17 protein-coding genes are annotated in these 15,110 nt (G+C 59.0%); 12 read left to right on the top strand and 5 right to left on the bottom strand.

Annotated features, from left to right (window positions below; genetic code table 11):
- The first annotated feature begins 156 nt into the window (after window positions 1-156).
- Genes L63ED372_RS15005 through L63ED372_RS14995 form a run of 3 tightly spaced genes read left to right on the top strand, consistent with a single transcriptional unit; the run spans window position 157 to window position 3,361 of the window.
- The gene (locus tag L63ED372_RS15005; protein ID WP_062408216.1) at window positions 157-2,154 is read left to right on the top strand and encodes a sensor histidine kinase; all 1,998 of its coding nucleotides are present in this window, start codon (window positions 157-159) and stop codon (window positions 2,152-2,154) included.
- Entirely contained in the window at window positions 2,151-2,816 is a 666-nt protein-coding gene (locus tag L63ED372_RS15000) for a response regulator transcription factor (protein WP_062407103.1), read from the top strand. Before L63ED372_RS15005 ends, L63ED372_RS15000 begins: the two co-directional genes overlap by 4 nt.
- Window positions 2,813-3,361, top strand: coding sequence for a C40 family peptidase (locus L63ED372_RS14995; RefSeq protein ID WP_062407101.1), 549 nt, complete (start codon window positions 2,813-2,815; stop codon window positions 3,359-3,361). Before L63ED372_RS15000 ends, L63ED372_RS14995 begins: the two co-directional genes overlap by 4 nt.
- A 5-nt stretch (window positions 3,362-3,366) precedes the next feature.
- Here the strand turns inward: L63ED372_RS14995 and L63ED372_RS16445 are convergent, their stop codons facing one another.
- Window positions 3,367-3,606: a hypothetical protein gene (locus L63ED372_RS16445; protein ID WP_062407099.1), complete on the bottom strand. Its 240-nt coding sequence runs from the start codon at window positions 3,604-3,606 to the stop codon at window positions 3,367-3,369.
- On the opposite strand from L63ED372_RS16445, the gene mltA reads away from it, so the two are divergent.
- Together mltA and L63ED372_RS14980 are read left to right on the top strand one after the other, a co-directional pair.
- Window positions 3,539-4,789 (top strand): murein transglycosylase A, encoded by a 1,251-nt coding sequence (gene mltA / locus L63ED372_RS14985; RefSeq protein ID WP_082431729.1) that lies wholly within the window; start codon window positions 3,539-3,541, stop codon window positions 4,787-4,789. The genes L63ED372_RS16445 and mltA overlap by 68 nt on opposite strands.
- Before the next feature lie 19 nt (window positions 4,790-4,808).
- Window positions 4,809-5,081, top strand: coding sequence for a YkgJ family cysteine cluster protein (locus tag L63ED372_RS14980; RefSeq protein ID WP_062407097.1), 273 nt, complete (start codon window positions 4,809-4,811; stop codon window positions 5,079-5,081).
- 151 nt (window positions 5,082-5,232) lie between these two features.
- On the opposite strand, the gene L63ED372_RS16265 is transcribed toward L63ED372_RS14980, so the two are convergent.
- Entirely contained in the window at window positions 5,233-5,700 is a 468-nt protein-coding gene (locus L63ED372_RS16265; RefSeq protein ID WP_082431728.1) for an AAA family ATPase, read from the bottom strand.
- 129 nt (window positions 5,701-5,829) lie between these two features.
- Here L63ED372_RS16265 and L63ED372_RS14975 point away from each other — a divergent pair, with 129 nt between their 5' ends.
- The gene (locus L63ED372_RS14975; RefSeq protein WP_062402482.1) at window positions 5,830-6,780 is read left to right on the top strand and encodes an IS30 family transposase; all 951 of its coding nucleotides are present in this window, start codon (window positions 5,830-5,832) and stop codon (window positions 6,778-6,780) included.
- Here L63ED372_RS14975 and L63ED372_RS16260 read toward each other — a convergent pair.
- On the bottom strand, window positions 6,722-7,570 hold the full coding sequence (locus tag L63ED372_RS16260) for an AAA family ATPase (protein ID WP_082431727.1): 849 nt from the start codon (window positions 7,568-7,570) through the stop codon (window positions 6,722-6,724). The two genes, L63ED372_RS14975 and L63ED372_RS16260, sit on opposite strands and share 59 nt — an antisense overlap.
- Window positions 7,571-7,982: 412 nt before the next feature.
- On the opposite strand from L63ED372_RS16260, the gene L63ED372_RS14970 reads away from it, so the two are divergent.
- Entirely contained in the window at window positions 7,983-8,768 is a 786-nt protein-coding gene (locus tag L63ED372_RS14970) for a class II aldolase/adducin family protein (protein WP_062407095.1), read from the top strand.
- A gap of 7 nt (window positions 8,769-8,775) precedes the next feature.
- Window positions 8,776-9,900: an alkene reductase gene (locus tag L63ED372_RS14965; RefSeq protein WP_062407093.1), complete on the top strand. Its 1,125-nt coding sequence runs from the start codon at window positions 8,776-8,778 to the stop codon at window positions 9,898-9,900.
- Window positions 9,901-9,916: 16 nt separating this feature from the next.
- On the opposite strand, the gene L63ED372_RS14960 is transcribed toward L63ED372_RS14965, so the two are convergent.
- Window positions 9,917-10,498, bottom strand: coding sequence for a hemerythrin domain-containing protein (locus L63ED372_RS14960; protein ID WP_062407091.1), 582 nt, complete (start codon window positions 10,496-10,498; stop codon window positions 9,917-9,919).
- A gap of 81 nt (window positions 10,499-10,579) precedes the next feature.
- Complete coding sequence (locus tag L63ED372_RS14955) at window positions 10,580-12,787, bottom strand: heavy metal translocating P-type ATPase (protein ID WP_062407089.1); 2,208 nt, start codon at window positions 12,785-12,787, stop codon at window positions 10,580-10,582.
- 76 nt (window positions 12,788-12,863) lie between these two features.
- Between L63ED372_RS14955 and L63ED372_RS14950 the strand changes: the two genes are divergently transcribed.
- The 4 genes from L63ED372_RS14950 (at window position 12,864) to L63ED372_RS14935 (ending at window position 14,878) form a co-directional block, all read left to right on the top strand.
- The gene (locus L63ED372_RS14950; RefSeq protein ID WP_062407087.1) at window positions 12,864-13,061 is read left to right on the top strand and encodes a heavy-metal-associated domain-containing protein; all 198 of its coding nucleotides are present in this window, start codon (window positions 12,864-12,866) and stop codon (window positions 13,059-13,061) included.
- Window positions 13,062-13,171: 110 nt separating this feature from the next.
- Window positions 13,172-13,669: a Spy/CpxP family protein refolding chaperone gene (locus L63ED372_RS14945; RefSeq protein WP_062407085.1), complete on the top strand. Its 498-nt coding sequence runs from the start codon at window positions 13,172-13,174 to the stop codon at window positions 13,667-13,669.
- Between the two features lie 115 nt (window positions 13,670-13,784).
- A complete protein-coding gene (locus L63ED372_RS14940; protein WP_082431726.1) occupies window positions 13,785-14,669 on the top strand; it encodes a DUF2189 domain-containing protein in 885 nt (294 codons plus the stop codon).
- Entirely contained in the window at window positions 14,669-14,878 is a 210-nt protein-coding gene (locus L63ED372_RS14935; protein ID WP_082431725.1) for a DUF2788 domain-containing protein, read from the top strand. The genes L63ED372_RS14940 and L63ED372_RS14935 overlap by 1 nt, the downstream gene beginning before the upstream one ends.
- Window positions 14,879-15,110: the final 232 nt, after the last annotated feature.

Genomic DNA, 15,110 nt, shown 5'->3' with positions numbered 1-15,110 from the left:
CCCACCCGGCAAGTCCCATCCAGCCGTCCCACCCGACCCCCAGCCACTGGCCCCAAGGTGCAGGACAATGCGGGCATGACAGCCCCAGCGCTACAGCGCCTGATCCCCACACTCAAAGCACGCACCCTGGCCTGGTGGCTGGCGGTGGAAAACGCCATGCCCGGTGGGCGCGGCCGCCGCAGCCTGTGGGCTGCACTGATTGCGCTGGTCATGGCGGTGCTGGTGACCTTGGTCTGGCTGGCTGGGCGTTACGAAGCCAGCCAATTGCAAACCGAGTTGGAACGCGACACCGCCAACGCGGTCAGTGATTTACGCACCCAACTCTCGCGCCATGTTCAAGCGCTGCAGGGCCTGCAATCGAGCCTGCCATCTGAAGCCTTTTGGTCGCTCGAGGCACAAGCCCTTTTGCGCGAAAACCGCGACATGCTGCGCATCGAATGGCGCGACACCACACTGAACCTCAAGCAATTGGCCGACTCCACCTTGCGCAGCCCGGTGTTTGAACGTGTGCGCCGCACCGAAACCCTGAGCGAAACCCAGCAAGCCTGTCAGCGTGCACAACGCAGCAGTGGGCCCAACTATTCACGCTCTTATTACCTGCCGCAAACCGATGGTTTGGGCATCGAGGTGATGGACATGTGTTTGCCCAACACCCAAGGCGGCGTGCTGGTGGGCTTCACGGTGGTCACGTATGGCTTGCAAGAGCTCCTTGGCGCCCGCCTGGGCGAAGGCTTTGGTCGCCGCAACGAAATCTCTTTCACCGAACCTGACGGCACCCGCCTGGCCATCACGGGCACCCAAACCCGGGGCTTGCGCGTGTTCACCGCCCAGCAGCTGGTGGACTTGCCGGGCAACACCTTGGTGCTGCGCATGGACGGTCGCCGGGGCGAGCCCGACCTGTTCCCCAACGTGCTGACCGCCTTGGTGACCGGCATGTCGATTGCCTTGGTCACGGTGATGGTCTTGCTGGCCAAAGACTCGCGCCGCCGCCTGAAAGCCGAAAACGACTTGGCCGAGGCACTGGCCTTTCGCAAGGCCATGGAAGACTCGCTGGTGACCGGCCTGCGTGCCCGCGACCTGGAAGGGCGCATCACCTACGTGAACCCGGCCTTTTGCCAAATGGTGGGGCTGACGGCGGAACAACTCACGGGCAAGCTGGCCCCCATGCCCTATTGGCCCCCAGAAATGGTGGACGAATACAAGCAGCGCCAAGCCATCCGGCTGGCGGGCAATGCCCCGCCGCGCGAAGGCTTCGAGTCGGTCTTCATGCGGGCCGATGGCACACGGTTTGAGGTGCTCATCATCGAAGCGCCGCTCATCAGTGGCCAAGGCCAGCAAACCGGCTGGATGGGCGCGGTGATCGACATCAGCGAACAACGGCGCATCGAAGAACTCTCGCGGGCCAGCCAAGAGCGCCTGCAAGCCACCGCCCGCCTGGCCACCGTGGGCGAGATGGCCTCCTTGCTCAGCCACGAGCTGAACCAGCCGCTCGCCGCCATCGCCAGTTATGCCAATGGCTCGCTCAACCTCCTCAAAGACCCCGCCGCCGTGCCGCAAACCCTGGACGATGTGCACATGGCCCTGCGTCGCATTGCCGAGCAAGCCGGGCGAGCGGGCAAGGTCATCAACAGCGTGCACGACTTTGTGCGCCGCCGCGACCAGGCCCGCGAAGCGGTCACGCCTGTGGCCTTGCTCGACGCGATTGCCCCGCTGGTCAACCTGCAAGCCCGCAAACTGCAGGTCAAGGTGCACACCCGCATCGAACCCAAACTGCCCCCGGTCTTGTGTGACCGCACCATGGTCGAGCAGGTGCTGCTGAACCTGGCCCGCAACGGCATGCAGGCCATGGACCAACCCGGCAGCACGGAGCGGGTTCTGGTGCTGCAGGTGCGACGTGCCGCATCGAACGCCGAACACGGCTGGGTGGAGTTTTCGGTCAGTGATGTGGGTGTGGGCATTGGCGAAGACGTGGCCGGGCAGCTGTTCACGCCCTTTTTCACCACCAAGGCCGAAGGCATGGGCTTGGGCCTGAGCCTGTGCCGCACCGTGGTCGAGCAACACGGCGGCCACCTGAGTTTCGAGCCCCTGACGCCCCGGGGCACGGTGTTTCGCTTCACCTTGCCCGCTGTGCTTTTGGATAAGATCACCGCATGAATTTCACCGACACGCCCACCGTTTTCATTGTGGATGACGACGCCAGCGTGCGCGAGGGCATGGCCTGGTTGCTGCGCACACGGCGCTTGCTCAGCGAGTCTTTTGACAGCGCCGAAGCTTTCTTGGCCATGGTGCAGGGCCACAGTGCAGGTGACGGCGCTGCTTGGCAACCCGACCCAGCCCTGCTGCAGCAATCGGCCTGCATTTTGCTGGACGTGCGCATGCCCGGCATGAGCGGCCTGGCCTTGTTTGAGCAACTGCTGGCCAAAGGCATAGCGCAAGCCTGGCCCGTGATTTTTTTGACCGGCCACGCCGATGTGCCTACCGCAGTGGACAGCGTCAAACGCGGGGCTTTTGATTTTTGCGAAAAGCCTTTTTCGGACAACGCCCTGGTCGACCGGGTGGAGCAGGCCCTGGCTTTGTCACAAGAGGGCTTGGTGGCCCGACAAACCCAGCAGCGCCTGCAGTCGCGCCTGCTGGAGCTGACCGAGCGCGAACGCGATGTGATGGGCCTGGTGGTGGAAGGCCTGCCCAACAAACTGATCGCCGACCAGCTCGACATCAGCGTGCGCACGGTGGAAGTCCACCGCGCCCGGGTGTTCGACAAGATGGAAGTGAAGTCGGCGGTGGAATTGGCCAACTTGATGCGGCAACTGGCATGAACACAACCGGGCAGCCCAACCTGCGCCGCAGCTGCTTGCTCAGCGGTCTGGGCGCCGCCCTCTTGCTGGCAGGCTGCTCATCGCCCCCGGCCAAACACCCTGCGCCCCCAAGTGGTGTGCCCGCCAACCCTGCAGCATCGCGCAGGGGGCCACCGGACCCCTACAACAGCGTGCGCAACGATGTGGCCATGGTCGCGCTGTCTTTGCTCGACACGCCCTATGCCTGGGGCGGCCGTGGCCCGGCCACGGGCTTTGACTGCTCTGGCCTGGTAGCCCATGTGATGCGCGAAGGGGGCGGCTTGCGGGTCAAAGGCTCTGCGGCCGACCTGGGCCGCCTGTCCCGCCCCATCGACCGGGCCGACTTGCAACCGGGCGATTTGGTGTTTTTCAACACGCTGGGCGCACGCCACTCGCATGTGGGTGTGTACGTGGGCGACGGCCGCTTTGTGCACGCCAGCAACCCGCGCACCGGGGTGCGCATCGATGCACTCAGCAGCACCTATTACGCGCAGCGCTTTGAAGGCGCACACACCCTGCTGGACTGACCGCTTCAGCGGCGGCTGTCGTCAGGTGTTGCTTGGTTTGTAGGGGCTTCTTTTGGCGCTGGTATTGGGGCCGCCTCGCTCAGTGCATTGCCCGGGGCATGCGGGCTGGCCTCGTTGGGGGCTTGTTCAGGGGCTGACGGGGCTTGGCGCAATTCACCTTTGCTGCGGCCGGAAAACATGGTCCACCAGACAATCACAATGAAGATACACAAGGCCAGCAAAGCTTCCAGCAAAATCAGACCCATGCAAAAACCCCGTTTCTTGACCCGCCGCCCGTTGCGGGTCGGCTTCTTGATGGCCGCGATTGTAGGCATGCTGGCCGCTTGCTCGGTCGCCCCCGTGGTGCAAACCCCGCCCACCTCAAGCCCATCGCCCATGCCCCTGCCCGTGCCCAGCATGGAAGACACCCGCCCCCTGCCGCCCGCCCTGGTGCGCGAGCAAAGCCGCTGGGTGCCCGTTCGTTGGGCTGAACTGCCCGGCGTGGACACCGACGCCGTCAACGAAGCCTGGCCTGCCTGGCTACAAAGCTGCCAACGCCCGACCCCCGACTGGCGGGCGCTGTGCCCCGAGATCGCCCAACTGGCCAACGCCAGCGCCAACGAACAGCGCCGCTGGATGCGCGACAAACTCCAGCCCTACCGCATCGAAGCACTGGACCAACGCGGCGAAGGCCTACTGACCGGTTTGCTCACCGGTTATTACGAACCGGCCTTAACGGGCTCGCGCCGGGCACAAGGCGCATTCCAGGTGCCGCTGTACGCGCCGCCCGCCCAGCTGGGTCAGCGCAAACCTTGGTTTAGCCGACAAGAAATGGAAACCCTGCCCGCCGCCCGCGCCGCCCTGCGCGGTAAAGAGCTGCTGTATTTGGCCGACCCGGTGGACGCCATGGTGCTGCACATCCAAGGCTCAGGCCTGGTGAATGTGACCGAGCCCGACGGCCGCCAGCGCTGGGTGCGCATGGCCTACGCCGCCACCAACGACCAGCCCTACAAAAGCATTGGCCGCTGGCTGCTGGACCGCAAACTCATCACCGACGCGAGCTGGCCCGGCATCAAGGCGTGGATCGACCGTAACCCCTCGCGGGTGAACGAGCTGCTGTGGCAAAACCCGCGTGTGGTGTTTTTCCGCGAAGAAGCCTTGCCTGTGGGCACAACACCGCCCGGCCCCAAAGGCGCACAAGGCGTGCCGCTCACAGCCGAGCGGTCCATCGCAGTAGACCGCCGCAGCATCCCCTACGGCACCCCGGTGTGGATGAAGTCCACCGGGCCACAAACCAATTTGGACCGCTTGGTGTTGGCACAAGACACCGGTACCGCCATCGTGGGCGCGGTGCGGGCCGACTACTACGCGGGCTCTGGGCCGGTCGCGGGCGAGCTGGCTGGACGCCTGAAGCAGCCCCTGCAACTGTGGGCCCTGTGGCCTCGCTGAACCGGATGCCTTTGACCGGATGACTTTGACCTGCCGTCCTGGCTGCGCCGCTTGCTGCACCGCACCCTCCATCTCCTCGCCCATTCCCGGCATGCCCCAAGGCAAACCCGCGGGCGTGCCTTGCGTGCAACTTGACGACCAACTGCGCTGCAAAATTTTTGGGCAACCTGAACGGCCTGCGGTGTGCGGGCATCTACAAGCTTCGGTGGAGATGTGTGGGCCTGTAGAAGATGGCGGGGTGCACGCCCGGGCTTGGCTGATGCGGCTGGAGGAGTTGACGCGACCGGATTGATAGTGAATGTTCTTACGTTTGAGCGAAGCGGGCTTTGACGTTAAGTTGCTAAGCTAAGCTTGGCGAAAATGTAGTGTGTGGTAGCGGACGCGGCCTAACAGACAGCCGTTAGTGCTCCGCTTAAGCGATTAGTTGTCCTGACAGGCTTCTACTATTCAAGTCCTCTGGCCCAAGGATGGTCCACCTCACAATAGCCATCTTCGAACATTTCAATATCAACCTTACGAAAATCGCTTTTTCCATTTTTACGTGAAACATCGTAGAGAATTACCTCTGTAGGCTTGATTTTGCCGGCTTTAACTTGGCGAATAATTTCGACGAACAGGTGTGGTGAATGGGTCTCAGCGAGTATATGTACTGATTTGTCGCGAACAACATCTACAAATATTGATGCAAGCTGTCTTGCCGCTCCTTCGTGCAGATGAAGCTCTGGTTGTTCGAAAAGTAGTGTTGCACCCTTTGGCGCAAAACTACACTGAACTAATACAGGTAAGACTTGGGATACACCATAGCCAAGATCAGGAATTGATAATTTAGCGCCGTCTTCTAGCGTGACTGAGAGATCGAAGAGGTCGGTCTTTGCTACTGGAATGACTTCTACCTTTTTACCCAGTTTCATTTGACCAATCCAGTCACTGATTCGCTTGGCGGATTCAAGTACGAGGTGCAACAAAGATAAACCCGGTGATGGGTGGCTGAGGATGTCAAGGCATCATGGCCACTCAAACCGCCAAGTCCAAGTTGCCAGATGTACAAGCACCTCAGCCGAGAAGAACGATACCAAATTCACAGCCTCTTGAAAGCCAAACAGACCATCAGCGAGATCGCCCGTTCATTGGGCAGGAGCCGCAGCACCATCAGCCGCGAACTCAGCCGTGGCCGCGGTCAGCGTGGCTATCGCGCCGAACAAGCCTGCGCCAAGGCTTCTGAGCGGGCACAGCGAAGCCGTAATGCCCGCCGTTTAGATTCCAAAGTCTGGTCCGATGTGGATTTCTACCTTGGCATTCAATGGAGCCCCGAGCAGATTGCAGGCAAGGTGGCGGTCAGCCATGAGAGCGTCTATTTGTATGTCTATGCGAACAAGGCTGCCGGTGGTGATTTACACACGCACCTGCGTAGCCAAAAGCCTCGGCGCAAACGCCACCTGTGCGGGCGTGATAGACGTGGTCAGATCCCGAACCGCCGCCCGATCAGCGAGAGACCAAGCCACATTGAAGATCGCAAGCAAGTGGGCCACTGGGAAGGTGATACCGTTATTGGCGCGGCTCACAAACAAGCCATCGTGACACTGGTAGAACGCAAGAGTGGCTTTGCTGTGCTGGCCAAAGTGCCCAACAAGTCTGCTGATTTGGTGGGCCGGGCTATTGAAGGCATGCTCAAGCCCCTGAGCTCACGGGTGAAGACCTTGACGGTAGACAACGGCAAGGAGTTTGCCGATCACCAGGCCATCGATCAGGCCCTTGGCATCCAGACTTACTTTGCCGATCCGTATTGCAGCTGGCAGCGCGGCAGCAACGAGAACTTCAATGGTTTGCTGCGCCAATACATTCCCAAGAAACGGCGCATGGAAACTGTCACCGATGAGGAGTTGACTATGATCGAAAACAGATTGAATCACCGGCCCAGAAAGCGGCTGGGATTCAAGACACCCCACGAGGTGTTTCACGCCTCGTTAAACCGTGTTGCAGTTCGTACTTGAATCCGCCCTTCAAATTTGGATGTTTTGTCTTTGATTTAGAAAATTCGTTGGCGAGCATTGGAACCGCTGCTTCACCTGCTGCGCCAACCTCCGTCGGTTGTGAACCGCGGGTGGGATATCTTCTGAGTGGGCCTTGCCGGAAAGGCCCCAAATACAGCGTCCTCCGCAACTCTCGGTTCAAGCTTTGGCTCACGCTTTCACTCATGATGTAAGCATCAAGCGCATCCTTTGATGGGTCTTTATTGTTTTCGAAAGCAATCTGTGTGCGAAGTCCAAGTCGGCCGTTTGACGCCGCCGAAAACGGGAGTTTTTCTCCGTTTCGAGTAACTGTAAGTTCGGTTTTGCTTCCTTGCTTTTTAGCAAATGTGTAATGAGCTTTACCCAGCTGCATGGATGCCGAGTTAATGTATATCTCTTGCGCTGCAGACTTCGCCTTAAATTCGATTTCAATTTGTAGCGAAGGTTCAGTTTCTGTCTCTTCTTTAGTACGAGTGAACATATAAGAAGGTTTGTTGAGCCCGATTCCAAGGCTGAAAGCATCAGTAATTGATTGAGAATGGACTACATCCTTGAATCTTCCCAAGTGCACTTGCGCATACTCGTCATCAAGAACAACTGGAACTTGCGATGCAGATAGTTTCACTGTCTGCGCCATAGCGGCAAGAGCGTGAATACAACTGCTCTTTCCTGAAGAGTTGGGCCCGCAGAAGATCGTAATCGGCCGGATCTCAAACTCTTGGCGATCGGCTATTCCCTTAAAGTTTGCAATGATGAGTTTGTCAATAGGCATATTGTGTTTTCAAAGTAAGGGCACCAAAAAACGGTAATTGTGAGATCGGGCTTTGTTGTAGAGGACAAATCAGCAGTCAGCACAGATTTTTTGTCGATAACAAATTTGCGAAATAGGTAAAAATTCCTTTTTGAATCAATGGTTTAACTTGGTCTCCATGGAAAATTCCAAGCATCAAATCAAACAAGTCACCAACCTATTTCAAAGATATCGCCCCCACACTTTACCTTAAAATTATTACCAATTTACTCATTTTTTCCATTCGAAAAACAACTAAGCCATGACACATGCAGCTTGTACCTTGCTCCTTTAGCCAAATCCAACACCCCATTCCCCAGTCACCAACAAGTCATCCCCCCGCCCCGCTTGCCGCTAAGCTGAATTACTTTTGTTGACCATCCGGAGCACGGCCATGGCGTTTGAGATTCCTTCTTTGAAAGACAGCGTTCACCCCGACGAATGGCAGCTGCGGCTGGACTTGGCCGCGTGTTACCGGCTGGTGGCGCTGTACGGTTGGAGCGATCTGGTGTTCACCCACATCAGCGCCAAGTTGCCCGAGTCGGTGGCAGGTCAGGACCATCAGTTTTTGATCAACCCCTACGGCCTGATGTTTGACGAGATCACCGCTTCCAGCCTGGTCAAGGTGGACATGCAGTGCAACAAGCTGCACGACAGCCCCTTTCCGGTGAACCCGGCGGGCTTTGTAATCCACAGCGCGGTGCACGAGGCGCGGCCCGATGCCGGTTGTGTGCTGCACACCCACACCCGAGCGGGCGTGGCCGTGAGCGCTCAGGCGCACGGCGTGCTGCCCATCAGCCAACAAAGCACGTTTGTGCTGGCCTCGCTGGCCTACCATGGCTACGAGGGCGTGGCCATTCACGACGAAGAAAAGCTGCGCCTGCAGGCCGACTTGGGCACCGCCAATTACCTGATGCTGCGCAACCACGGCTTGCTCACCGTGGGCAAAACAATTGCCGACGCGTTCTTGTCGATGTACACCTTCGAGAACACCTGCCGCATCCAGGTCGATGCGCTGGCAGGCCAAGCGGGCCCCAAAGACCTGACGGAGGTGGACCCCCAAATTTTGAACGGCGTGGCCAACGCCATGCGCGTGCAAACCGGTGGTTTGGGCGGCGCGTTTGTTTGGCCTTCGCTACTGCGCAAGCTGCAACGCGAAAGCCACGATTACACCCATTAAGGACACCATGCGCTCTTTGTTTGAACCCTGCCAGGTCGGCAGCATCGCTTTGGCCTCTCGCATCGTGATGGCCCCGCTCACACGCAACCGCGCACCCGGCTCGCTGGCCAACGCCCGCATGGCCACCTATTACCGCCAACGCGCCAACCCGGCCACGGGGGCGGGCCTGATCGTCACCGAAGCCACAGCCATCAGCCACCAGGGCCAAGGCTACGCCGATGTGCCCGGCATCTGGAGCGCTGAACAAGTCGCTTCGTGGAAGCAAGTCACCGACGCGGTGCACGCCGAGGGCGGCAAGATCGTGATGCAGCTGTGGCATGTGGGCCGCGTGTCGCACACAAGCTTGCAGCCCGGTGGCGCAGCGCCAGTGGCGCCTTCGGCACTGACGGCTGCGACGAAAACAGTGCTGCTGGTCGACGGCCAGCCCAAGTTTGAGCCCGTGTCCGCGCCGCGTGCGCTCGACGCGGCCGAGCTACCCGGCATCGTGCAAGACTACCGCCGCGCTGCGGCCAACGCGATTGCCGCCGGGTTTGATGGTGTGGAAGTACACGCGGCCAATGGTTATTTGATCGACCAGTTTTTGCGCAGCAGCAGCAACCACCGCACTGATGCGTATGGCGGCTCCATCGAGAACCACGCCCGCTTTTTGCAAGAAGTGATTCAAGCCATCGTGGCCGAAATTGGTGGCGCACGCACGGGCATCCGCATCTCGCCCGTGACACCCGCCAACGGCGTGATCGACGAACAGCCGCAGCCCTTGTTTGAGCATGTGGCGCGTTTGTTGGCCCCGATGGATTTGGCTTTTGTGCACGTGATCGAAGGCTCGACGGGCGCGGCACGCGACCACCAACAAGGCGACAAGCCCTTTGACTACGCCGCTTTGCGCCAGGCCTACACCCAAGCGGGTGGCCGCGCCGCATGGATGCTGAACAACGGCTACGACCTGAGCTTGGCCGATCAGTCTCTGGCCAGCGGTGCGGACCTGATCGCCTTCGGCCGCCCCTTCATTGCCAACCCCGATTTGGGTGCACGCCTGCGCCAAGGCGGCCCCTTCAACACGCCCGACCGCGCCACTTTTTACGGTGGTGGCGATGCGGGGTACACCGACTATCCGTTCTTGCCGAAGGCTTGAGGATGCGGCGCAGTCCTCAGCCCAAACCAATGGGCGCGGGGGCGCGTGTGACGATCAGGCTGAAAAGCCTTTCATAGGCCTCAGCGGGCCGGTAGTGACCTGTGAGAGGGTCAGCGTTTTCGGCAAACGCCTCGTTCAGCAGCCGCCAGTCATCGTCCGAAAAGCAGCGCTCGGCCTCGGGCAGGATGACGTTTTCTTCCAAGTTCATGTGCTCCAAATAAGCATCGATGTACTGGCCAATGGCTTCTTCAAATTCCGTGCGCCTGCTCGGGCCCAACAAATCCCAAGCCAACAGCAGGTGCTGTAAATCGCGGGCGGCTTTTTCGCTGCGCATGTGGTCACGTTCGAGCTTGTCCACCGCGCCCATGACTTTGGGGGCGAGCTTGACCACTTTAGGAAAGAGCAGGTTTGACTCTTTGGGGTGGTGCAGGCGCTCCGGGAATTCGTCGATGTAAAACAGCATGCCGCGCAGCACATCAAAAAACTGGCGTCGGTTGTCGCCCGGCCCTTTTTGCACCATGAGCCGCATGGATTGCAGCATGGCGGCCAAACTCGCGTGTTCGTCGCGGATGGTCTGAAGGGCGCTGTGGCGGGTCATGAAATTTCTCCGTGAAGTGAATGCCTTCACTCTGCGCTTTTGTCCCACACCTCGCCATGATGCACGTCAAGAAAATGTGCTTCAGGGCTTCCAACGCTTCAGCAGCAATGCATTGGCCATGACACTCACCGAGCTGAGCGCCATGGCTGCGCCCGCCATCATGGGGTTGAGGTAACCCAAGGCAGCCATAGGGATGCCCGCCACGTTGTAGGCAAAGGCCCAGAACAGGTTCTGCCGAATCTTGGCCACAGTGCGGGCCGAGATATCGAGCGCCGCGCCCACCAATGCGACTTCGCCGCGCATGAGGGTAATGCCCGCCGCATGCATGGCCACATCGGTGCCGTTGCCCATGGCCATGCCCACGTCGGCGGCGGCCAAGGCGGGCGCGTCGTTCACCCCGTCGCCCACCATGGCGACCACCTTGCCACCCGCACGCAGTTTTTGCACCTGCGCAGACTTGTCACCGGGCAGCACATTGGCCAGCACTTCTCCCGCTTCGGGGCGCAAGCCCAAGCGGCGGGCCATGGCTTCGGCGGCGGCCTGGTTGTCGCCCGAAATCATCACCAGCTTCAAGCCGCGATCGCGCAACATCGTTAATGCTTGCGCTGCGCCCACTTTGGGTTCATCCCCAAAACCCATGAGCAGCAGGGCATGCAACCCCGCATCGGTGCGCTCTGCCAAAGCCGACAGGCTTGCGCCTTGCGCCTGCAAAGCGTTGATGTCTGGCTGCCACATGCCGATGTCCAGACCTTCTTCTTGCAGCCAGCGCAAACTGCCCAGCAACAGCTGCCGTTCATCTACCTTGGCCAACACGCCCTTGCCGGGCACGGCTTGCAGGTCTTGCGCGGTGGCGCCTGTCAGGCCCTGCTGTTGTGCGGCGCTGACCACCGCACGCGCTAAGGGGTGTTCACTGCCGCTTTGCACGCGTGCAGCCAAGGCCAAAGCGGTTGGTGCATCGTGCCCGGGCGCGGGCACACGGGCCAGCAAGCGCGGTTGGCCCACGGTGAGCGTACCGGTTTTGTCAAAAGCCACGGTTTGCACGCGGTGCGCCAATTCCAGCGCTTGCACGTCTTTGATCAAAATGCCGTGTTTGGCCGCCACACCCGTGCCCGCCATGATGGCCACAGGCGTTGCCAAGCCTAGGGCGCAAGGGCAGGCAATGACGAGCACGGCCACCGCATGGATGAGCGCGGTTTCAAAATCTGAGCCCAGCGCCATCCACGCACCCAAGGTGAGCAAGGCGATCAGCAGCACCACGGGAACAAACACTTCGGCCACTTTGTCTACCAGCCGCTGAATGGGCGCTTTGGCCGCTTGTGCGTCTTCGACCAAGCGGATAATGTGCGAGAGCACGGTTTCGTGGCCCACCGCCGTCACGCGCATGAGCACGCGCCCTTCGCGGTTGATGGAGCCGCCCGTCAAAGCCTCACCCGGTGCCTTGGCCACGGGCAAGGGCTCACCAGTCAGCATGGATTCGTCCACCTGGGTTTGGCCTTCGACCAATTCGCCGTCCAGCGGAAAACGTTCGCCGGGCCGCACCACAATCCGGTCGCCCACCAGGATTTCGTCCACAGGCACATCGACCTCGCCTTCTTCACCCAACCAATGGGCTTTGTCTGGGCGCAAGGCATGCAAAGCGCGAATCGCCTCGGTGGTTTGGCGCTTGGCACGCGTCTCCAGCCATTTGCCCAACATCACCAAGGTGATGACCACGGCCGAGCCTTCAAAGTACAGGTGCGGTGTATGCCCCTCGTGCGCCGTGAGCCACAACCAAACCGACAAGGCCCAGCCTGCGGTGGTGCCCAAGGACACCAACAAATCCATGTTGCCCGTGAGCGCCTTCAGGGCATGCCAACCGGCTTTGTAAAAACGTGCGCCCAACACAAACTGCACAGGCGTGGCCAGCGCAAATTGCACCCATGCGGGCAGCATCCAGTGGCGGCCCCACAGCTCGGCCAACATGGGCAAAACCAAGGGCGTGGTCAGCAACAGACCCACACCGACCGGCATGAAGCCTGCCCAGGGTGACTCGCGGCCCACTTCGGCTTGTGCTTCGGGTGTGCGGGGCTCGTACCCGGCATCGCGCACAACGCGTCGCAGGCGTGCGTCAGTCACGTCATGGGTTGCCACTTCAATGCGGGCCGATTCGGTCGCGAGGTTGACCGTGGCGCTGAGGACACCGGGCATTTTTTTCAAGGCTTTTTCGACCCGCGCCACACACGATGCGCAGGTCATGCCGCCGATGCCGATGTCGTAGGTGATGGGAGGTTCGTTCTTGATCTGTGTCATGCCATGAAGTCCTGGATGGTCTATGCTCAGACCAGACCCCAACGGGTCGTGTTCAGTTCATTAAAGAGGATGCATCATGAACCAAATTTTCACCGTTGAAGGCATGACGTGTGGCCACTGTGAAAAAGCAGTCACCAAAGCTTTATTGTCTTTGGATACACAGGCCAAGGTTGTGATCGACCGCACACACAACAGCGTGCAAGTGGATTCAGAAAAAAGCCGTGAGGCTTTGGCTCAGGCCATTGCCGATGAAGGTTACCGCGTCACCGCTTGAATGTCTTTACACGCGGTCAGGTTGTCTTTACAAATCAGCACCATTCGGGCACAGCCCGTATACATGGGCGGATCACACTGCAGGCATCCCACCAACCAAAGGATGTTTCCATGAAATCGATTCGCACCACCTTGATCGCCACAGCCTTGATGGCCGGTTTGACCGGTTTGGCCTTGGCCCAAAACACCACGGCGTCCGCAGACAACACGCGTGCTGGCCGCATGGAGAAAATGCGCGAGCACAAGAGTGAACACAAAGGCGAACGCCACACGCAACGTTTGGCCGAACTCAAGACCAAACTGAATTTGCAAGCGGGGCAAGAACCTGCGTGGAACACGTTCACCCAATCCATGCAACACCCCGACCGCACGGCACGACCCGAACGTGCGAGCATGGAAAAAATGACCACGCCCGAACGCTTGGACATGATGCAAGCCATGAAAGCCCAACGCGATGCGCACATGCAACAACGCGCCGAAGCGACCAAAACTTTTTATGCCAGTTTGAGCACAGAGCAAAAGCAGGTGTTTGACCAAGAAACCGCTCGCATGATGAAGGGTTCTGGCATGCACGCAACCAAGCACGAAGGCGGTCACGGGCGTCATTGATGCTCACTTGGCCGGGTTCTTGCCCGATGTGTTGAATTCAAAAGGCTGCTTGGCAGCCTTTTCTCATTTGATGCAAGTCAAATTCTGAAATCGCGCGGCGGGTAAGCTCAATCGCATGACACAAGCCTCCCCACCACCAAACCATTCGCCTGATCCCTTGCACGGGCAGCCCCAAGTCAGGCGTGGGCGCTTGAACCTGCCTAGCGTTTTGCCCATCAACGGCCAACAACCTCTGTTTTGGCTCTATTTGGGCCTGAAAGACATGTGTCATACCCCTTGGCTGAGCTTGGCCCATGGCTTGGTCATGGCCCTGGGCGGTGGCCTGATCACTTGGTTGGCTCATGACCGTTTTTGGTTGCTCGCCAGTGCGGTGTCTGGTTTTTTGGTTGTGGCACCTGTTTTGGCCACCAGCCTGTACGCCATGAGCCGCGCCATCGAAAGAAACGAGACCGTGAACCTGCAGCTTTTGTTCAAGACCTGGACGCAATGGCAAACGCTGCAGAACAACGAGCCTGTGAGCTATTGGTGTTTGGTGCGTTTTGGCTTGTTGTTGGCTTTGGCGGGCACGGGTTGGGTTTTGACCTCATCGGCCCTGATCACTTTGATGGCCCCGGTGCCCATCCACACCCCCATGGATTTCATTCGCCATGTGGTACTGAGCCGCGAGAATTATTTGTTTGAGCTGTGGCTGATGTTAGGCGGCCTGTTGGCAGCCCCGGTTTTTGCCTCAAGTGTGGTGGCCATGCCTTTGTTGCTCGACAGAAAGTTGAACACCTTGCAGGCTGTGCTGACCAGCTGGAAGGTGGTTTTGACCCATCCTTTGCCCATGGCTTTGTGGGCATTTTTGATCATGGGCCTGAGCATGATGGGCATTTTGAGTTTGTTCATTGGCTTGATCGTGATCGTGCCCATGTTGGGCCATGCCTCTTGGCATGCCTACCGAGATCTGGTGAACACGCATGATGTGCCTGAACGCATGCCCCGTCAGGAGGCTGTGTGATGTTGAATTTCACCGAAGAACAGTTTGCCTGGTTCGGTCTGACCATTGGTGTGGCCGCTTTCATGCTTTACATGCTGTTCATCGTTGTGCAGCTGGCCTGGGAATCTAAAGCTGGCAAGTTTGGTACCTTCGTGATTTTTTTAGGTCTGGCTTTTGGCATGCTGGGTTTTGTGGCTAAGGGTGTCATTCAATGGTTGCTCGGAACTTGAAAACGGCAACAGGACAAAGCTGTGGATAAAAATAGCGCAACCCATGAGTTATCCACAGCTTGATCCCGATTTGAGAAGTTGTTCATGTTTGTGCGACAGCTCAAAAGCAAGGTCACACACATGCTTGAAAAACAGTTAAGTGCTTGTCTGTGCTGAAAAAAAATGCTTTGTCCACAATGGTGCCACTCCCTTACTACTACGATTATTTAAAGATATAAGACCATAGAGAGAT

It is taken from the genome of Limnohabitans sp. 63ED37-2 (assembly GCF_001412535.1).
GTDB lineage: Bacteria > Pseudomonadota > Gammaproteobacteria > Burkholderiales > Burkholderiaceae_C > Limnohabitans_A.
This window is presented reverse-complemented; position numbering and strand designations above follow the sequence as displayed.